The organism is Streptomyces sp. NEAU-174, from assembly GCF_052665095.1.
On sequence record NZ_JBQTCE010000031.1, the window covers coordinates 1 to 18,212 of the forward strand.

Genomic DNA, 18,212 nt, shown 5'->3' on the forward strand with positions numbered 1-18,212 from the left:
CCCCGAGCACGTGTGGGTCAGCGTCCGATGTGGTGGCCGCCTTCGGCGGGGATGATGGCGCCGGTGGTCCAGCGGCTTTCGTCGGAGAGCAGGAACAGGGCGGCGCGGGCCATGTCGTCGGCCAGGGCGATCTGGTTCATCGGGGCCATGGAGGCCAGGTGCTGCTGGAGTTCGATGGGCAGGGTGTCCCACATCTCGGTGCGGGTGGAGCCGGGTGCGAGGGAGTTGACGCGCACGTTGGATGAGGCCAGTTCCAGGGCTGCGCTCTTGGTGAGGCCGTTGACGGCCCATTTCGAGGCGACGTATTCCGAGATGCCCGCCACTCCGACCATGCCGCCGACGGAGGAGACGTTGACGATCGAGCCGCCCTGGGCGGCGAGCAGCGCGGGGATCTCGTGCTTCATGGACAGGAAGACACCCCTGGCGTTGACCTCCATGACCCGGTCGTAGGCATCGGTGTCCTTCTCGTGCAGTGGTGTGCCGTCGCTGGTGATGCCGGCGTTGTTGAGCGCGCCGTCGAGGCGGCCGAACCGCTTGACCGCGGCGGTTACGGCGGCTTCCACCGTGGCCTCGTCGGTCACATCCAGTGGCACGGCGATGATCTGGTTGTCGGCGGTCGACAGCTCGGCCGCCAGCCTCTGGAGGCGGTCGGTGCGCCGGGCGCCGGCCACGACGTGGGCCCCTTCGGCGGCGAAGCGCCGTGTGGCGGCTTCGCCCATGCCGGCGGACGCGCCGGTGATCAGGATGACCTTGCCCTCCAGCCGGCGGGCCTGGATGGTCACCGGTGCGGGGTGGTGATTGGGGTGGGACGTCATGATGGTGTTCTCCGAACGTAAGAGACATGGGCGACGCGCAAGCGAACCCCCGGACCCAGCTCAGCGGCCGAGCACGGTCTTCAATGCCTGAGCGGTCGCGGGCCAGACCATCTCGCGGCTGACGCGGGTGACGAGATCCGCGGCGTCACTGTCCGCGACGCCGTAATCGCCCTGCCAGGTGATCGCCGTCTGCCCGTCGGCGGGCTGGAGCGAGATGGTGGTGCGGGAGGTGGAGACGGGGATGGGCGGGTCTCCCTGGAAGCTGTAGGTCAGCGTCATCCGGGTGTGATCCAGCTCGTCAAGACGCTCGGTTACCGTGCTGCCGTCGGTGAGCGACAGCTCACGTACGGCACCGACCCGTCCTGATATGCCGCTTGCCAACTGGCTACCGTTCACCTGCGGGTGCCAGTGCATGTCCTCGAATGCGGCCAGGAGTTGCCAGACCGCTTGCGGGTTGCCGTCGATGACAGCGGTGTATTCGACCGTGATATCCACGTCAGATCCAGCTTCCGCCGTTGACGACAAGGGCCTGTCCGTTGATCCATTCGGCCTCCGGCAAGGCGAGGAATCGTGCCACGGGCGCGATGTCACTCGGCTCACCAAGGCGTCCGGCGGGTGCGGAGGCGGCGACGTACTGCGTCATCTCAGGGCTGAGGACGCCGCCATCCGCAGCGAGGAAGCCGTCACCGACAGCGCCGGAGTGAATGCTGTTAGCAGTGATGCCCCGCGAAGAGAGTTCCTTGGCCAGCGTGCGGATGGTGGCGTTGGCGCCGTTCTTGCTGGTGGCGTAAGCACCGAAGCCGGCGCCTGCGCTCTGGGTGGAGCTGCTGGAGATATTGATGATGCGACCGCCGTCGGACAGTCGTCGGGCAGCTTCGCGCAGTACGTAGAAGACCGCGCGGGTGTTGACGGCGAGCACGCGGTCGAACTCGGCGTCGGAGATCTCGGCCACCGGCTGCAGCCGCGAGGCGACGCCGGCGTTGGCAACCACGATGTCCAGGCCGCCGAAGTGCGCGATGGCCAGGTCGAACAGCTCCCGCACACTGCTGCTGCGAGTGAGATCCGCAGAAAGTGGCAACACATCGACACCGAGCTTGCGGATCGCCTCCGCGGCCTCGTGTGCCTCCGTCTCCCGGCTGCGGTAGTGCAGGACGATATTCGCCCCCTCCTCCGCGAGCGCCTCGGCGATGGCTCGGCCGATGCTGCGCGGTGCCCCGGTGACCAGTGCGGTCCTTCCGGCCAGGCGGCGGACACCAGGGCCTCGTGGGCCATTGGATTGATTCACGGTGACGCTCCTTGAGAATGGCGGCTGCGGATCGCGACCGCCTCCACCTCACCGTGCCCTCCGGCCGCTGCCGGTACGAGAGACCGCTTCTGCCTAGGACTGACAGGGCGATGCTCACTCGTTGTCTATGGGTGACCATGCATACATGGATCGCAATGAGCTCGCGCGTTGCCTGCGTCACTGGCGGGATCGTCTCAACCCTGTGAGCGTGGGACTGTCGGCAGGCAGCCTGCGGCGCGCGCCCGGCCTACGCCGTGAAGAGGTCGCACAACTCGCCGGTGTGTCGGTGGACTACCTCGCCCGCCTCGAGCAGGGACGCGCCGGGAACCCGTCCCCTTCAGTGCTGGAGGCTCTGGCACGGGCATTGCGACTGACCGATGACGAAAACGCCCATTTGTTCCGTCTGGCTGGCCACGCGGATCCGCGGACCAGCGGCAGGACCCGGCACATGACCCCAGGGGTCCATCGGATCATCGATCGGCTCGCCGACAGTCCCGTTATCGTCCTGGACGCGGCCTGGCAGCTCGTCGCCGCCAACCCGATGGCCACCGCCCTGCTCGGCGAGATGATCAGTGAACCGGCGCGCCAACGCAACCTCCTGTGGCGGCACTTCACCGGCATGCCTTCCCGGGTCGTCGCCACGCCCGAGGAGGACGCCGCCTTCGAGACCGCGGCCGTCGCGGATCTGCGCGCCGCGGTCGGCCGCTACCCGGACGATGTGCCGCTGCGGACTCTCATCACCGATCTGCGCAAGGTGAGCCCCCGCTTCGACCAGCGCTGGCAGCACGGCTCGGTCGCGCGCCACATGGCGACGCGCAAGACGATCCTCCACCCACAGGTCGGGCCGATGACCTTGGACTGCGACGTCCTCACCGTCGAGGGCGGCGACCTGCGCATCGTGGTCTACACCGCCGAGCCGGGATCATCCGACGCACGCACACTGAGACTGCTCAACACCATCGGCACCCAGACGTTCACCGCCGCTCCGGAGTGACGCGAACTTTCCTCGAGAGTTGACCGCCGCCCGCTCGGGGCCAGTGCGCCTTCGGCTTCGCCCCTCACCGGGCTGGCCTCGCGGTCACTGACCCGGGCTTCCTCGGTAACCGCTGTATGACAGGGGCTGCGCTTCCCTCCGCCATGGATGGCTACGGACGGTATCGGATTTCCAGCATCACGCAGCCTTCGGATGTCCGGTACGGTCCGTGCGGCATGCCCGGGGGGCGCGCCGTGAAGTGCCCGGCGGAGAAGGTCTCGTCGAGCGTCAGGTCGTGCAGGCTGCCTTCGAGCAGGTAGACCTCTTCGACCCACTCGTGTCGGATCAGACCGGAGGGCGAGGTATCGAGGCCGGGCTCCCAGCGCACCAGCCGGGTCAGTATCTCCGGATCGAGTTCGTTCCTGCTCAGGATCTTCTCGGTGGTTCCGGGCTGGGGTCCAGCGCGCCATGGCATTGCGCTGGATGAGAAGAACTCGCGCTCGGTCTTCAAGTTGGTGACCTTCCGTAAACAGTTGGAAAGCGGCCTACTGCCGGTCTGGGCTACGCGCCGCTCGGCCCGGGCGTGTGGTTGACACACCCAGAGGTCATATATACGTTAAGTATACGCCACGCCTTGGAGGGTAAATGCCAACGCCTATCACGGAGATCGAAGGCATCGTCGGACGAAAGGTCCGCCGGGACATCAGTCGGCTGGTCGCGTTCGCGCGGGGGAATCTGGAGCGCGCCGCCCAGTCGATAGCGGACCACCCCTCGCCGCACATCGGCATCGTGTGCGGGTTCTTCGTCCGGCACGCGGAACCGCCGTCACCTGAGACGGACGGCCTGAACGGCATGGGCCAGCTCGCCGCGGGGTTCATCGAGGCCGGTATCCCCGTCACGGTGATCACCGACGCGCCATGCGCCAAGGCGGTCTGGGCGGTCGCCGGTGTCCTGCCGGGAAGGGTCGCGCTGGAGGTTGTTTCGGTGGACCCCGACGCCGTACGGAGCCTGCGCGGGCGTCTGGAGTCGGCGGAGCAGCCGCTCACCCATCTCATCGCGATCGAGCGCTGCTCGCTGGGTGCCGACGGGAGGGCGCATCGTGAGCACGGATGGGACATATCGGACGATACCGCGCCACTGGACTATCTGTTCGAGGATGACGGCTGGAGCTCGCCCTGGACCACCATCGGTATCGGTGACGGCGGCAACGAGATCGGCATGGGTGTACTGCCCCGGGAGATCGTCGAGGAGGACATACCGAACGGCGCCCTGGTTGCCGCGCGGACCGGCGCCGACCATTTGATCGTCTCCGGCGTCGCCAACTGGGGTGCCTACGGGTTGCTCGGGGCGGTCGCGAGCTTGCGGCCCGATCTCGCCCCGCACCTGCTCAAGCACTTCCACGCGCAGTCCGAGCACGACGTCCTCACCGCGGCGGTCACCATCGGCCAGGCCATCGACGACAGCCGTGTCGATCGACTCGGCCAGTTGCAGATGACGATCGACAGGCTTCCACTCGACGACCACATTGACATCATCGAGTCCATCACGGCCGTTTTGTCACAGAGCTCCTGACCAAACCGAACTCAGCCCCCTGCCAGTGGGTCGGCAACCGGTGTGACGTAAAGAGCAGAGAAAGCAATGACAGGTACAGCACGTATTGTCCTTATCCACGCGACGCCCGTCGCCATGGCGCCCGTCCATGACGCGTTCACAAGAGAATGGCCCGAGGCCGAGCTCACGAATCTGCTCGATGACGGGCTCACTACCGAGCGGGCACGCCAGGCAGAGTTGGCTGAGGAGTTGATCGAACGTTTTGTGGATCTGGTGCGCTATGCCTACCGCACCGGCGCTGACGGCATCCTGGCGACCTGTTCGGCGTTCGGCCCGGCGATAGACCGCGCGGCGGCTCTGCTGCCCGTGCCTGTGGTCAAACCGAACGAGGCGATGTTCCGGGCGGCGCTCGCATACGGCACCGACATCGGGATGCTTGCCACGTTCGCGCCCTCGGTCCCGACCATGGCAGACGAATTCGCTGCCGAGGCGGAACGCCTGGGATCGCCTGCGAACCTCAAGCCGATCGTCGTCGACTCCGCGATCGAGCTGCTGCGTGCGGGGGACGCAGGGTCACACAACCGGCTGGTCGCGGAGCAGGCACCAAGGCTCTCTGACTGCGACGCCATCGTCTTGGCCCATTTCTCCACCTCGCAGGCGGTGGAGCGGGTCCGCGCACAGGTGGCCGTCCCCGTCTTCACCGCACCACAGACAGCCGTCCTCGCCCTGAAGGAGGCTGTCCGTGGCGCCGTGTGACCGCCACTGTCCCCCGGCCGGCCCGTCGGCCGACGTGATCGGAAAGGGGCGCGGGCGTGATGCTCGGATGCATCGCCGATGACTTCACGGGTGGTACCGATCTCGCATCCGCGCTGGTGGCGCGGGGGATCCGAACCGTGCAGGTCATCGGCGTCCCCGATACCGGGGAGGAGGTTGTGCGGTCGGGCGCGGAGGCGGTCGTCGTCGCGTTGAAGACCCGCACGGCGCCGGTCGCCGACGCGGTGGAGCAGTCCCTCACCGCGCTGCGGTGGCTGCGGGAGATCGGCTGCGAACGCTACTACTTCAAGTACTGCTCGACTTTCGACTCCACTCCGGCGGGCAATATCGGCCCGGTCGCGGAGGCATTGATGGACGCCCTCGACATGGATTTCACCGTCCTATGCCCAGCGCTGCCAGCCAACAGCCGTACCGTCCGCGACGGCCGGCTCTTCGTGGGCGATGTGCCATTGGACGAGTCTTCTATGCGCCAGCACCCCTTGACACCGATGGATGACGCGAACGTCGTCCGGTTGATGCGGCGACAGACTCACTCGCGAGTTGGTCTGGTCGGCCACGGAACCGTGGGCCAGGGGCCGGAGCGGATCCGCGCCGAGTTCGACGCGTTGCGCAGGGCGGGAATCCGGTTCGCCGTCGTTGACGCGACCGACGACAAAGACCTCCTTGCCATCGGCCGTGCGTGCGCTGATCTGCCGCTGGTCACCGCGAGTGCCGGGCTGGCGATGGGGCTCGCGGAGACTCTCCGTGCCCAGCCGCATCGTCTCACCGACGGTGGTCCCCACGCTCCAGTACCATCCGGCGGGGCGCGAGCCGTCATCGCGGGCAGTTGCTCGGCAGCGACGAATGCCCAGGTCGAGGCGGTGCGAGCGGTGTACCCGACCTTCCCCGTCGACCCCTTCGCGATCGTCCGAGGCGAGGATGTCGTCACAGCGGCACTGCGCTGGGCGCGCCCGCTTCTGGCGCACGGTCCGGTCCTGGTGCACGCGACGCAACCGGCTCGGAATGTCACAGCGGCGAAGTCCTGGCTTCCCGGCGACACCGCCTCACGGGTCGAGGACACCCTCGCCTCGATCGCCTGCGGCCTCGTCGACATGGGGGTCGGCCGGTTGATCGTCGCCGGTGGGGAGACATCCGGCGCGGTCGTAGGGGCACTGGGTGTTACGGGGCTGGTCATCGGGCCGGAGATCAGTCCCGGAGTCCCGTGGACCTGGGCGATTGGCACCCCCCGGCCACTCGCACTCGCGCTGAAGTCGGGGAATTTCGGCTCGCGCGACTTCTTCCTCGACGCCTGGGAGCGGCTGCCATGAACCTGATCACGAAGGGCCACGAAGCCCGCCCGCGGGAACGGCTCGCCGCTCTGGGCGCCTCCCTGTTCGCCCGCGGGCTGACCACCGGGACCAGCGGCAACCTCAGCGTGCGCGTGTCCGACGGATGGCTGATGACGCCCACCAACGTGAGTCTGGGCACCCTTGACCCGGATCGGCTGTCAAAGCTGGACGAGAACGGGCGCCACGTCGGTGGGGACCGTCCGACCAAGGAAAGCCTCCTGCATCTGGTGCTGTACAGGCAGCGACGAGACGCCGGCGGCATCGTTCACCTGCACTCGACATACGCGGCGGCGGTGTCCTGCATGGACGGGCTCGATCCGGCTGAGTGCGTTCCGCCACTCACCGCCTATTTCGCCATGAGGGTCGGCCGACTGCCCCTCGTTCCCTACCACCGGCCCGGCGACCCGGCGCTGGCCACCGCGATTTACGACCTCGCCGCCCGTTACCACGCGATCCTGCTCGCCAACCATGGGCCGATCGTCAGCGGTACGACTCTGGACTCCGCGGCGGCGGCGATCGAAGAGCTGGAGGAGACCGCGAAACTCTTCCTGCTCCTGCGCGGAATACCGACTCGCCCGCTCAGCGACCAAGAGGTCTCACAACTCGACCGTGGTCACTGACCTCACCTCGCCATGACAAGGCGACTTCCCGGCTACGCGTCGCATGGCCGCCTACCGAACCCGACAACCGCTTCCGAAAGGACAGCAATGAGTGATATCAAGCTCCAGCACCGCATGGTGTGGGCTGACGACCTCCGGTTCCACATCGTGGAAGCTGGCGAAGGCCCCACGATCGTCCTGGTCGCGGGATTCCCGCAGAGCTGCTACGCGTGGCGGCGCCTGATGCCGCTGCTCGCGGACCGCTTCCATGTGATCGCCGTCGACCTCCCCGGGCAAGGCGACTCCGACAAGCCCGTGGACGGCTACGACACACTGACGACCGGCAAGCGGCTGCGCTCGCTGCTGAAGGTCCTCGGTGAGGACTGGTACGTGCTGGTCGGGCACGACATCGGCGCATGGGTGGGTTACGCCTATGCCCATCAGTTCGCCGCCGACCTGCGAGGAGTGGTGCTCCTCGACGGCAACATCCCGGGCGTCACCCTGCGGCCGACGATCACGCTCGGCCCGGACAACTGGCGGAACTGGCACTTCCTGTTCAACCCCATCCCCGACCTGCCCGAGGCACTGCTCCAGGGACGCGAGCGCATCCTTATCGAATGGTTCTTCAGCAGGAAGACCGCCAACTGGAGGTCCACCTTCAGCAAGGCCGACATCGACGAGTACGAGCGCGTGTACCAGGCCCCGGGTGGACTGCGGGGCATGCTCGGCTACTACCGCGCGGTCCTGGAGGACATCGAGCAGAACACCCCCCTGATGCGGCGGAAGATCGGCCCCCCGGTGCTCGCCCTCGGTGGCGAGGTCGGCTCCGCCCCCGATCTCTACGAGAGCATGCGGCCGCTGGGCCGCGACGTGCGCGGCGGAGTCATCGCCGGCAGCGGTCACTACATTCCCGAGGAGGAACCCGAGGCGCTTGCACGGGAGATCTCCGGCTTCGTCAACGATCTCAAGGCATAGGGAGCGGAAGATGGCGACACCGAACGAGAAGGCTTCCGCCCCGAGTGGCTACGTGACTCCCGTGGTGGTGCACCAGGGCGTCGCGTACGTCAGCGGTCAGCTTCCCCGGAAGGACGGCCGGATTGCCTACCACGGGAAGGTCGGCGCGGACGTCGACCTGGAGTCCGCCAGGGCCGCCGCGCGGCTGTGCGCACAGGCGTGCCTCAACACTCTGGACAGCGAACTCGTCGGAGAGGGGGGCCGGGTCCTGCGGATCCTCAAGATCACCGGATTCGTCGCCTCGGCCCCGGATTTCACCGCTCAGGGGAAGGTGATCGACGCAGCGTCCGAGGTCTTGATCAGGACCCTCGGAGACTCCGGTCGGCACGCACGAAGCGCCATCGGCGTAGCGCAACTCCCGCACGGCGCCTGCGTCGAAATCGAGGTCGTCGCTGCGCTCGGCGCCCCGTCATGACAACGGACCACGGGCTGCGCTTCAGCGCGAATCTGGGCTGGCTCTTCGGTGAAGTGCCGTTCGAGGAGCGCTTCGACGCCGCGGCCGAGGCAGGATTCTGTGCCGTCGAGTACGCCTCGCCCTACGGTCGTTCACCGGTGGAGCTACGCCGGCGGCTGAAGGACGCGGGGCTGCGCCAGGTGCTGATCAACAGTCCGGTGGGGCCTCCGGGGACGCCCACGGCCGCGGGAACGGCATGCATGCCGGACCGCGTCGGGGAATTCCGCGACGGCGTCATACGGGCGCTCGGCTACGCCGTCGAGCTGGAGTGTCCGCTTGTCCACCTGCGGGCCGGCGTACGGCCCGCGGGTGTCCCGCGCGACACGGCCTTCTCCCGGTACGTCGCGAACGTGGCGTGGGCAGGACAGCTCGCCTCCAGCGCGGGCGTCCGGCTGGTCATCGAGGCGGTCAACGCTCGGGACATTCCGGGCTACTTCCTCCAGACCCAGGAACAGGCCGCGGGCGTCGTGGCGGCTGTCGGCAGTGCCCAGGTTGGCATGCTCTTCGACATCTACCACTGCCAGATGAGCCAGGGCGACCTGAGCACCCGCCTGGAGGAACACCTGCCGACCATCGCTCACATCCAGGTGGCGGACGTGCCCGGCCGGGCAGAACCGGGCACTGGGGAGATCGCCTGGGACTTCGTGTTCGACCGGCTGAGGGCACGTGGATACCCGGGCTGGATCGGCTGTGAGTATCGCCCCGCGAATGCCACCGCCGACGGGCTCGAATGGCTGACGAGGTACGCCCCGGAAGGGAACGGGTGAAGCAGTCGTGCGCAAGACGCAGGATCACGGGCATGTCACACTCTTCAGTACCCTGGCGGTGCGGAGCGCCCTGGAACACCAACTGCTCGAAGAGTTCACCGAGGCGACGGGAACAGCCGTCAGGGCTGTCTTCGATCCGACGTCCGTACTGAGGAAACGGATGGCCTCGGGGGAGTGCCCCGACGTCCTGATCGCCATCACGAGCGACATCAGGCAACTGGCCGCGCAGGGCGTCGTCGACGGCGCGGCGCGACTACCGCTCGCCAGCACCGGAGTCGGCCTCGCGGTCCGTGCGCGAACACCGCACCCACGGATCGAGACTGTCGATGAGCTGGTGCGTACGCTGCGCGACGCGCGGTCGGTCGCCTATTCGAGAACCGGGGCCAGCGGCATCTACTTCGCCCGGTTGCTGGCCGAACTCGGGGTGGCCGATGAGGTGAACGCACGCGCCACGGTCGTGGAGAAGGGTTTCACCGCGGACGCCGTGCTGGACGGCAGAGCAGACCTCGCCATCCAGCAGGTGAGCGAGCTGATGGCGGTCCGCGGCGTCGACGTGGTCGGCCCCTTCCCGGCCGGTGCCGACCACGACACCGAGTTCAGCGCCGTACCGTCCACGGCCGCGGCGGGCCTGCTCCCCGCGCTGGAGCTGGTGCGCTTCCTCGCCTCCGAGCAGGCGCGTTCGACCTATGGGGCATTCGGCCTCAAGGCCACGACCGGCAACGGGCCCGAGCGAGCTGAGCCGTGAGCCGGGTGTGCTCAATTCCCCGGCAGGACGAGAGGGCGCAGCTTGACGGGGAACGGAGCGACCGTGTTGCTCTGCAACAGCCGTACCAGCCGGTCCTGCGTGGCGCCCGCGTGCTCCGGCAGCACCTCGGTGAGCGCCTCGCGGTCCTTGTCCCGCACCGCTTCGATGATGCGGTCATGCTGCTGGACATTGAGCTCGAACTGCTCGTCCTGCTGCTCGGGCAGCGCCGACTCGAGTGTGTAGAGATAGACGAGCAGCCGACGCACATGGCGGTGGGTCGACTGGGCGAAGTCGTGGAAGAAACTGTTGCCGATCGACTGGTTCATGCGCATGTGGAACTGCTCGTTCAACGCGGTGATGTTGAGGTACCTACGGTTGTCGACCTCCACGCGGTACACCGACTGAATGCGTTCCAGATCGTCGGCGAGCGTTTCGTCGTCGAGCCTGCACAACTGAGCGAGGTTGTTCTCCACCAGTTGGTGAGCCACCACGATCTCGCCGATCTCCGCCAGATCGAGCTTGCGGACGAATGTGCCACCCCGGTTGGGCAAGATCTTCACAAAGCCCTCCGCGGCCAGCTGGTTGATGGCCTCCCGCGCCGGGGTCCGGCCCAGCTGGAACTCCTTGAGTAGCAGCGGCTCGTCGATCCGGCTACCCGGCGGGATCGTCAGGTCGATGATGCGGGAGCGGATCTTCTCCACGGCGGCCCCGGTCTGGGAGACCTTTTTGGGGGAGGCCGGGGCCCGGCCCATTGCGGCGTTCGTCTCCGCTGCCAGCATACTTGGCTCAGTTTGTCCGGTCTTCGACATGGCGGCCGCCGCTTTCCGGCTTTCCGGCATTGATCACTCTCCTGCGAACGGGAACGACGGGTGAAGCATCATCCGGACGTTCCGCTGTGGTCCACGGCGTCGGCCCGGAAGGGCACGCCGTTACGTGCCCCTTGGCCGCCCAGACGCCACCGATGGTAACCGGCGTCCGCCTCCGCGCACGGGGGTGGGCGCGGCACCCCATGGGCTCGCTGCCTCGGTAACAGCCCCGTTTCACGTCATCACACCCATGTGAGAACCCTGGACACGCCATTGATACGCCAAGTATACGTTAAGTATCCATTGGAAGGCGGAGTCATTGATGCCGAATACACCCGACAACGATCTGTCACGGTCGCGGCCGGCCGTGACCGCGGCCGGGGCGGCGGCCGCATCGGCCGCCCACCACCCGTCGACGAGGCCGGAGGATGATGCCGGGCTGGCGCGAGGACTCAGTCCGCGGCACATGCAGATGATGTCCATCGGCATGGCCATCGGCGTGGGGCTGTTCCTCGGCTCCGGGCAGGGCATCCACATCGCGGGTCCGGCACTGCTTATCGCCTACGCCCTCGCGGGGGCGGTCGTGTATTGCCTCATGCGCGGCCTGGGGGAGATGGCCGTCCATTCGCCGCACGCCGGATCGTTCAGCGAGTACGCCCGTATCCATGTCAGCCCCTTTGCCGGGTTCGTCACCGGCTGGACGTACTGGCTGCAGTGCATCGTGGGCCCGATGGCAGAGCTCACGGCGAGCGGTGTCTACATGCACTACTGGTATCCAGACCTTCCGCAGTGGGTGCCCGCGCTCATCGGCTTGGTTCTGCTGTTCGGTGTGCACTGGGTCTCGGTCCGGATGTTCGGGGAGTCCGAGTTCTGGTTCGCCCTGATCAAGATCATCGCCATCGTCGGACTGATCCTCTTCGGGGCCGTCATCATCGTCACCGGTGTGACCGCACTCGGCCATGGTGCGAGCCTGAGCAACCTCTGGAGATTCGGCGGCTTCTTCCCGAGCGGCGGGCACGGGTTCTTCCTCACCCTGCAGATCGCCGTCTTCGCGTTCATCGGGGTGGAGATGCTCGGCATCACAGCGGGCGAGGCGGCACACCCGGAGCGGACGATCCCCAAGGCGGTGGGCAACGTCATCTGGCGCATCATCGTCTTCTACATCGGCGCGCTGTTCGTCCTCATGGTCGTCCAGCCGTGGACGCGGTACACCGCTGACGTGAGCCCGTTCGTCTCGGTGTTCTCGAAAGCGGGGCTGGCTGGCGCCGCCGGAATCATGAACTTCGTCGTCCTGACTTCGGCGCTTTCCTCATGTAACGCGAATATGTTCTCGGCCAGTCGGCTGCTTTACGGCCTGGCATCCGCGGGTTCGGCGCCACGAGCGCTCCACCACACGACACGGCGACGGGTGCCGGGGCGGGCGCTGACGGTCACATCGCTCGCCGTCGGCGTCGGGGTGCTCTTCAACTATCTGGCGCCCGCTCATGCCTTCATCGCGCTGACCAGTGTCGTCAGCGCCTCCGGGCTGTGGACGTGGAGCATGATCGCCATTTCCCATATGCGGTTCCGCCGTCGGCTGGCGCTGGAGGGCGCACCTTTGCCGGCGTTCAGGCTGCCCGGCGCTCCCTGGACGAACATCTTCGTGGTCGCGATGGTGGTCATCGTCCTGGTGAGCCTGGCATTCGAGGGTGACACACGAGTGGGCCTGTACACCGGTGCGGTCTGGTTCGCCCTTCTCACCATCATCTACGTCGTCCGCCAGCGGGTCGTGCGGGTGTGGTGAGGGTGGTGTCGTCGGCCGGGGCGCGGTCCGGCCGGCGACACCGGCCACGGTGACGGGGACCGCCAGCAGGGCGATCACCAGGGCGGGAAGGGCGTCCTCCATCCGCTGGTCGACCTGGTCGCCCGGTGCATCCCGGACGGCCGCACGGACGAGGGATCGCCGCGCCCGCCCATGGCGCCAGTCCCGGGGCCTGCCGACCTCACCCAAGGTCATCTCCCGGCAGGTATCGCCGGTCCACACCGCCGCCACGGGGCGAGAGGCGTCCGCCAGTTAGCCTCCGCGTTTCGGTTGGGTCGGCTGAGGTGGGTTGATGTGGTCGGCGGATGCTTGGTGCCAGGAGGGCATGGCCAGGGGCCCGGCGCGTGGGCCGGGTGCTCCAGGTTTCTCGGGTTGTGGTCGGACAGCGGCGGGTTCGCTGGTGAGGTGGCCGGTTGGGGCAGGGCCACGAGGCGGGCGAATGCCCTGGGCAGAGCGTGGCGCCAGGGCCAGGTTTCGGCGATCCGCAGGTAGAGGCGGCGCCCGCCGCGGGTGATGCGGGCGGTGGTGTGCAGGAGCCGGTAGCGGAGTTTCTTGGGTTCGGCGGCGGCGAGTTTGCCGCCCAGCAGCAGGGCCCGGGTCGAGGCGAGCAGGTCGATCGGTCAGGGACAGTTCCAGCCAGGCGGCTTTGATGGCGAAGTGGCGGGACGGGAAGCGCCCGAAGCCGATGGTCTTGCCGCACCGGATGCGATCCTCGATGCGGGCATGTGCTCGGTGGCGCATTTCCAGGTGCTGCAGAGGTCCGCCACCCGTGAGAGGGGTGTCGGTGAGAAATACCTGGTGACGCAGGCCCTCGTCCAGGTCGAACAGGGACAGCTGGGCGTCAGGATGGGGCCGCTCACGCCGCACGATGATTCGGGTGCCGTCTGGGTAACCGGTCAGGTCCACCATGCCGGTTCAGTTCGGCAGTCTGTGCCCCGTCGCGCAGGGAGCCGTCCTGTTCCAGGGCGGGGTGCCAGACCTGGTCGGGCAGGGCCCGGATCGCGCGGCGGACCGGCTCGGTGAAGGCGTGCCCGACGGAGAAGTGGGCGCGGATTCCGCGCGAGCGCAGGGTGCGTATGTGGTGCAGGAATGCCTTCGCACTTCCGGCGCTGTCGGCGGGGATGAGGAGGTCGGTGCCGTGGCGGTGGGCGTCGGGGATCTGGGCCAGGGCCGCTTCCAGGACGGTGATGTGGTCGTCTGCGGTGTTGGCGCCGGCGTTGCCCGCCCGCGGCCGACGTTCCTCAGCAAACGGCCGACCTCCCTCATGGCTAGCCGCAATGGTCGCCCTGATGCGTCAGAGATCACGATCAGTGAGCTCTACCGGCTCCCGTTGGTGCACGTGCCCGCCAACGTCGCATTCCACTGTTCGATTGAGGCGCACCTGCGCGCCCAGGGGCTCTCTGACTTAGAGTGATCATCCGGCTCGGTCACGCAGAGTCGATGAAGCGGGCGGTGATCGGTCGCGGGTGGGTCGCGTTCATGCCTCAGTACTGCGTCCTGTCCGAGCTCGCACACGGCTCGCTCCGTGAGGTGACGTCCGCGGACTGTGCCTGACGGAGCGGATCTCGCTCGTTCAGCGACGGGACGATTACCTTTCCCCTCCAGCAGGTCGTTCGGGACGCGGTGGCGCGAGGCGTGTCGGATGCTCGTGGGGCCTGGGATGGCCTGCCGTCATATGCCGTCGGTTATGAGCACATCGTCATTATTGTCTTGGACTTATCGTCCGCGTCATCCCTACTGTGTGATGACCGCCACTCCCCGCCAGCATCGCGGGTCCGGAATCGGGGCGGCCTTTCGCTCAGTCTCGGGACCATCACGACCACGAGGACTCCACATGACGATATCGGCGACCCCTGTAGGCACTCGTTTCACTGGCCCCTACTACGTTCGCGGCGAAGACGGTTACGAGGCGGCCCGGCTCGCGCGGATCTTCAGCACCCGGCATCCCAAGCGCTACCCCGCAGCCATCCTCGTGCCGCACACCGAGCAGGACATCATCGAGGGCGTCCGGTTGGCCCAAGAGCAAGGGTGGCAGGTCGGCGTCCGCGCCGGTGGGCATAGCTTCCCGGTCTGGGGGATGCGCGACAACGCTCTACTGATCGACCTCGGCGAGTTCAAGGAGATGGAGTACGACCACGAGACCCACATAGTTTCGGTGACGCCCGCGGTACAGGGAGGCGTGGAGCTAAACACCTACCTTCAGCCGCATGGCCGTTTCTTCGCTGGTGGCCGCTGCCCCACCGTCGGTGTCGGCGGCTTCCTTCTCCAGGGTGGTATCGGCTGGAACTTTCGAGGCTGGGGCTGGGCGGTCGAACGGCTCGTGGCCATCGACGTCGTGACGGCAGCGGGCGAGCTGGTTCGGGCTGACGAGAGCCAGAACGCCGACCTGTTCTGGGCCGCACGAGGTTGCGGTCCCGGATTCCCAGGCCTCATCACCCGGTTCCACATCCACACCCGGGCGATTCCGCAGGCGCTGACCACCACCAAGCAGTTCTTCCCGATCGAGAGGTACGCCGAGGTGCTGGCCTGGCTCAACGAGGCCCAAAAGGCGATGCCGAAGGACAACGACCTGCTGGGTATTTCGTTCCAACCCGACTTTGAAATCCCTGGGCACAGCGGCGGTTACGTCTTCGGTATCTCGGCGACGGCCTACTGCGACACCGCCGAGGAGGCACAGACCATCCTGGCGCCCCTCGCTGACAACCCCTTCCTCACTGATGCGCTCCTGGTGGTGCCGCCAACGCCGACCACCCTGGCCGACGAATACGCGTTCGTCGACGCCGCGCACCCCGCCGGCTACCGCTACCGCGTGGAGTCCGCATGGGTCGACGGACCTCACACTGACATCGCCTCGGCGTTGAAGATGCTCGTGGCCGAGCGCCCGATCCACGAGAAGGGCTACACCTTCTTCCAGTACGCGCTCCCTATTGATGGGCCCGACATCGCGATGTCGATGCGCACGGACTTGATGGTCGGCGCCTACATCATTTACAGCAACCCTGAGGACGACGAGCACTACCGACAGTGGGCGCTCGACGCCATGAAGCCGCTCGAGCCCTACTCGGTCGGCCAGTATTGGGGTGACAGCGACCAGGAGCACCGCGAGGTCCGGTGTCTCACCGATGAGGCGTGGAGCCGCGTGCGGGACGTACGCCGGGCCTGGGACCCGGACCAGCGGTTCGTCGACTACCTCGCAGGCCCGGACGGCTACCAGAACCGCAACGGCTGGCAGGAGGCGTGACCGTGGAGCTTGAGAACGCTGTCGTCGTCGTCATCGGTGGTGGAGAGGGGATCGGCGCAGCCGGCGCGATCGCGCTGGCCGCCGCAGGCGCATGGGTCGTGGTGGCGGACATCGACGCCCGGGCCGCCGAGATGACCGCCCTCGGCATCACCCAGACCGGCGGGCAGGCCCTTCACGTGGCGTGCGACATTAGCCGGGCCGCCGATCTGGCCCGGCTGCACCGGACGACGACCGAGAACTTCGGCGCCGTCGACGTCGTCTGGGCACATGCCGGCCGGGCGGTCGCCGGCATGCTGGAGAAGGTAGGCATCGAAGAGTGGGCTGGGCTGATGGACCTGAACTGCGGGGGCGTCGTCCGCACGTTCCTGGAGTTCGGCCCGCCGATGATCGACCGCGGCCACGGCCAGCTGGTCATCACCTCCTCGAGCCTTGCGCTCTTCCCCGACCAAGTCCCCATCGCAGCCCCGTACGTGCTGACCAAGTCGGCCCTGGTGGGACTGGCCCGCTCCCTGCGGGCCTACCTGGAACCGACCGGAGTGGGCGTCACCCTGCTGTGCCCGGATGCGACCCACACCCGCCACGCGACGGAGGTCCCGCTGATCGGACTAGACCGAACGGCGTTCGACGCCGAGCTCGACACCGCGAAGCTCGACAAGCCCGAGGACGTCGCCGACGCGCTGGTCGCTGCTCTCCGTCAGGGCGACTTCTTCGTCTCGCTCACCCCGGACGTCGGCACCCGGATGCTCGACGACGTCCACCGGTTCACGGGAGCGCCCCGGTCGAGCAGGGCGCTCGTCATGTCGGGTTGCCTCCGGGTCAACCCGCGCCACCACGACCGCGTTGCGGCCGCCATGACACAGGTGGTGGCCGAGTCACGCAAGGAGCCCGACAACCTCGCCTACGCGTGGAGTGCTGACCTCGACCAGCCCGGCGTCTTCCACCTCTTCGAGCACTGGTCCACCCGCGAGGGGCTCGAGCGTCATGCGGCTTCGACGCACGGCCAGGCCTTCCTCGACCTCCTGAAAGAGGTCGGCCCGGTAGAGGCCGACCTGCACACCCACGAGGTCGGCGCGACTCAGTCGCTGACCCTGCCGGACTAGACCCGGCAGAACCCTTTCCTAGGAGTTTGTCGCCGATGACACGAGACGGCCTGGTCCGGGGGCGGCCCGGGGCGATGCGGGGCACCCGGATCGCTTCCATGACCGCGGTGAACTGGGTGCAGTCGCTGCTGTTGCCGCCCGTGACCACGAAGGCGAGAGGGCGGCCGAAGGCATCGCAGGCCAAATGAATCTTGCTGGTCAGGCCGCCACGCGACCGTCCGAGTGCCCGGCGCCCCTTTTCGGGCTCCGGCGGCGTTGTGGTGGGCCCGCACGATCGTGGAGTCGACCGACACCAGCCAGTCGATGTCTCCGGCTGCGTCAGCCTGGGCCTGCGCCTCTCGGAGCATCTGCTCGAACGTACCGTCCTTGGCCCACCTGCGGAAACGGGTGTGCAGCGTGGCCCAGGGACCGTACCGCTCGGGCACATCGCGCCAGGCAACCTGGAGGGCTCGCAACAGGTATCGGGTCACCGTGGCGAAATGCGCCGCCGGTCCTCATCAGCCCTGGAGGGCTCGCAACGGGTCAAGGTGGCGTGTCCTTCCGGGCGCCGGCGCTGTCCTCATCAGCCCTGGGCTCACTCATCGCCCCATGTCGCGGAAGGTATGTCGGCCATGCATCAAAGCCGTCACAGGACATGGCATCGGTTTCAGTAGCCTTTCCGATGGATGCGAACTCTCATCGACCGGAGATTGGGGTTCAGGCAATCCAGCTTTCGCCTTATCACGCGGGCCCCTCAGCGCACCGTCCCTGGCAACTGAGCCCGGTCGCTGATTCTCTGGCATGCTCTGGTCCCCATCACCTTTCGGATCCAGGTGAGCCATCAGGTCCAGGAATATCCCTCCAATTCCTCCGGCTGAGCCGGGGATACAACAAGGCGCCTCGTGGCGCACACGCACCGTTCGACAGTGTTGCGCTGCTTGTACGCCTCGGGGTCGAAAGCCGGTGGGCTGCCGCCTCGG

The 18,212-nt window shown here is 67.4% G+C and carries 17 protein-coding genes and 2 pseudogenes; 12 read left to right on the forward strand and 7 right to left on the reverse strand.

All coding sequences use genetic code 11. The features are described from left to right. Positions 1–17: 17 nt before the first annotated feature. From ACT2CW_RS47545 to ACT2CW_RS47555, 3 genes are read right to left on the reverse strand one after another with little or no spacing between them, the layout of a single operon-like run. Positions 18–815, reverse strand: a complete 798-nt coding sequence (locus ACT2CW_RS47545; RefSeq protein WP_445520540.1) for an SDR family NAD(P)-dependent oxidoreductase — start codon at positions 813–815, stop codon at positions 18–20. A gap of 60 nt (positions 816–875) precedes the next feature. After that, on the reverse strand, positions 876–1,310 hold the full coding sequence (locus ACT2CW_RS47550) for an SRPBCC family protein (protein ID WP_164429232.1): 435 nt from the start codon (positions 1,308–1,310) through the stop codon (positions 876–878). A 1-nt stretch (position 1,311) separates the two neighbouring features. Then, entirely contained in the window at positions 1,312–2,100 is a 789-nt protein-coding gene (locus ACT2CW_RS47555) for an SDR family oxidoreductase (RefSeq protein ID WP_138911742.1), read from the reverse strand. A 145-nt stretch (positions 2,101–2,245) separates the two neighbouring features. On the opposite strand from ACT2CW_RS47555, the gene ACT2CW_RS47560 reads away from it, so the two are divergent. Beyond that, positions 2,246–3,094 carry a helix-turn-helix transcriptional regulator gene (locus ACT2CW_RS47560; protein WP_037959725.1) on the forward strand — a complete coding sequence of 283 codons (849 nt, stop codon included), beginning with the start codon at positions 2,246–2,248 and terminating at the stop codon, positions 3,092–3,094. Between the two features lie 151 nt (positions 3,095–3,245). Here the strand turns inward: ACT2CW_RS47560 and ACT2CW_RS47565 are convergent, their stop codons facing one another. Then, positions 3,246–3,584, reverse strand: coding sequence for a cupin domain-containing protein (locus ACT2CW_RS47565; RefSeq protein WP_037959727.1), 339 nt, complete (start codon positions 3,582–3,584; stop codon positions 3,246–3,248). Between the two features lie 134 nt (positions 3,585–3,718). On the opposite strand from ACT2CW_RS47565, the gene ACT2CW_RS47570 reads away from it, so the two are divergent. The 8 genes from ACT2CW_RS47570 (at position 3,719) to ACT2CW_RS47605 (ending at position 10,305) form a co-directional block, all read left to right on the forward strand. Next, positions 3,719–4,645, forward strand: coding sequence for a glutamate cyclase domain-containing protein (locus ACT2CW_RS47570; protein ID WP_037959730.1), 927 nt, complete (start codon positions 3,719–3,721; stop codon positions 4,643–4,645). Between the two features lie 66 nt (positions 4,646–4,711). After that, positions 4,712–5,380 (forward strand): aspartate/glutamate racemase family protein, encoded by a 669-nt coding sequence (locus ACT2CW_RS47575; RefSeq protein ID WP_037959732.1) that lies wholly within the window; start codon positions 4,712–4,714, stop codon positions 5,378–5,380. A gap of 59 nt (positions 5,381–5,439) precedes the next feature. Beyond that, positions 5,440–6,705, forward strand: coding sequence for a 3-oxo-tetronate kinase (gene otnK, locus ACT2CW_RS47580; protein WP_037959826.1), 1,266 nt, complete (start codon positions 5,440–5,442; stop codon positions 6,703–6,705). Then, on the forward strand, positions 6,702–7,346 hold the full coding sequence (gene otnC / locus ACT2CW_RS47585) for a 3-oxo-tetronate 4-phosphate decarboxylase (RefSeq protein ID WP_138911745.1): 645 nt from the start codon (positions 6,702–6,704) through the stop codon (positions 7,344–7,346). The genes otnK and otnC overlap by 4 nt, the downstream gene beginning before the upstream one ends. 87 nt (positions 7,347–7,433) lie before the next feature. Then, the gene (locus ACT2CW_RS47590; protein ID WP_037959738.1) at positions 7,434–8,300 is read left to right on the forward strand and encodes an alpha/beta fold hydrolase; all 867 of its coding nucleotides are present in this window, start codon (positions 7,434–7,436) and stop codon (positions 8,298–8,300) included. 10 nt (positions 8,301–8,310) lie between these two features. Next, positions 8,311–8,754: a RidA family protein gene (locus tag ACT2CW_RS47595; protein WP_037959740.1), complete on the forward strand. Its 444-nt coding sequence runs from the start codon at positions 8,311–8,313 to the stop codon at positions 8,752–8,754. Next, on the forward strand, positions 8,751–9,560 hold the full coding sequence (locus ACT2CW_RS47600; protein WP_037959743.1) for a hydroxypyruvate isomerase family protein: 810 nt from the start codon (positions 8,751–8,753) through the stop codon (positions 9,558–9,560). Before ACT2CW_RS47595 ends, ACT2CW_RS47600 begins: the two co-directional genes overlap by 4 nt. Before the next feature lie 7 nt (positions 9,561–9,567). Further along, on the forward strand, positions 9,568–10,305 hold the full coding sequence (locus tag ACT2CW_RS47605; protein ID WP_445521104.1) for a molybdate ABC transporter substrate-binding protein: 738 nt from the start codon (positions 9,568–9,570) through the stop codon (positions 10,303–10,305). 11 nt (positions 10,306–10,316) lie between these two features. Here ACT2CW_RS47605 and ACT2CW_RS47610 read toward each other — a convergent pair whose 3' ends face one another. Next, positions 10,317–11,084: a GntR family transcriptional regulator gene (locus ACT2CW_RS47610; protein ID WP_445521105.1), complete on the reverse strand. Its 768-nt coding sequence runs from the start codon at positions 11,082–11,084 to the stop codon at positions 10,317–10,319. A 493-nt stretch (positions 11,085–11,577) separates the two neighbouring features. Between ACT2CW_RS47610 and ACT2CW_RS47615 the strand changes: the two genes are divergently transcribed. Further along, on the forward strand, positions 11,578–12,894 hold the full coding sequence (locus ACT2CW_RS47615) for an amino acid permease (protein WP_198549047.1): 1,317 nt from the start codon (positions 11,578–11,580) through the stop codon (positions 12,892–12,894). Positions 12,895–13,322: 428 nt separating this feature from the next. Here ACT2CW_RS47615 and ACT2CW_RS47620 read toward each other — a convergent pair. Then, a pseudogene (locus ACT2CW_RS47620) lies at positions 13,323–14,140 on the reverse strand (transposase); the annotation flags it as partial. A gap of 606 nt (positions 14,141–14,746) precedes the next feature. Here ACT2CW_RS47620 and ACT2CW_RS47625 point away from each other — a divergent pair. Both ACT2CW_RS47625 and ACT2CW_RS47630 read left to right on the forward strand, forming a co-directional pair. Beyond that, a complete protein-coding gene (locus ACT2CW_RS47625; RefSeq protein ID WP_037959749.1) occupies positions 14,747–16,153 on the forward strand; it encodes an FAD-binding oxidoreductase in 1,407 nt (468 codons plus the stop codon). After that, positions 16,150–17,253, forward strand: a complete 1,104-nt coding sequence (locus ACT2CW_RS47630) for an SDR family NAD(P)-dependent oxidoreductase (protein WP_445521106.1) — start codon at positions 16,150–16,152, stop codon at positions 17,251–17,253. Before ACT2CW_RS47625 ends, ACT2CW_RS47630 begins: the two co-directional genes overlap by 4 nt. Before the next feature lie 25 nt (positions 17,254–17,278). On the opposite strand, the pseudogene ACT2CW_RS47635 reads toward ACT2CW_RS47630, so the two are convergent. Beyond that, positions 17,279–17,687 (reverse strand): annotated as a pseudogene (locus tag ACT2CW_RS47635) (IS5 family transposase); the annotation flags it as partial. Positions 17,688–18,212: the final 525 nt, after the last annotated feature.

Excerpts from the sequence above, each read along its gene's own strand:
- ACT2CW_RS47570 (WP_037959730.1), top strand. The coding sequence starts at position 3,719 with ATGCCAACGCCTATCACGGAGATCGAAGGCATCGTCGGACGAAAGGTC.
- otnC (WP_138911745.1), top strand. The coding sequence starts at position 6,702 with ATGAACCTGATCACGAAGGGCCACGAAGCCCGCCCGCGGGAACGGCTC.
- ACT2CW_RS47560 (WP_037959725.1), top strand. The coding sequence starts at position 2,246 with ATGGATCGCAATGAGCTCGCGCGTTGCCTGCGTCACTGGCGGGATCGT.
- ACT2CW_RS47610 (WP_445521105.1), bottom strand. The coding sequence starts at position 11,084 with ATGCTGGCAGCGGAGACGAACGCCGCAATGGGCCGGGCCCCGGCCTCC.
- ACT2CW_RS47625 (WP_037959749.1), top strand. The coding sequence starts at position 14,747 with ATGACGATATCGGCGACCCCTGTAGGCACTCGTTTCACTGGCCCCTAC.
- ACT2CW_RS47590 (WP_037959738.1), top strand. The coding sequence starts at position 7,434 with ATGAGTGATATCAAGCTCCAGCACCGCATGGTGTGGGCTGACGACCTC.
- ACT2CW_RS47575 (WP_037959732.1), top strand. The coding sequence starts at position 4,712 with ATGACAGGTACAGCACGTATTGTCCTTATCCACGCGACGCCCGTCGCC.
- ACT2CW_RS47545 (WP_445520540.1), bottom strand. The coding sequence starts at position 815 with ATGACGTCCCACCCCAATCACCACCCCGCACCGGTGACCATCCAGGCC.
- otnK (WP_037959826.1), top strand. The coding sequence starts at position 5,440 with ATGCTCGGATGCATCGCCGATGACTTCACGGGTGGTACCGATCTCGCA.
- ACT2CW_RS47600 (WP_037959743.1), top strand. The coding sequence starts at position 8,751 with ATGACAACGGACCACGGGCTGCGCTTCAGCGCGAATCTGGGCTGGCTC.
- ACT2CW_RS47595 (WP_037959740.1), top strand. The coding sequence starts at position 8,311 with ATGGCGACACCGAACGAGAAGGCTTCCGCCCCGAGTGGCTACGTGACT.
- ACT2CW_RS47615 (WP_198549047.1), top strand. The coding sequence starts at position 11,578 with ATGCAGATGATGTCCATCGGCATGGCCATCGGCGTGGGGCTGTTCCTC.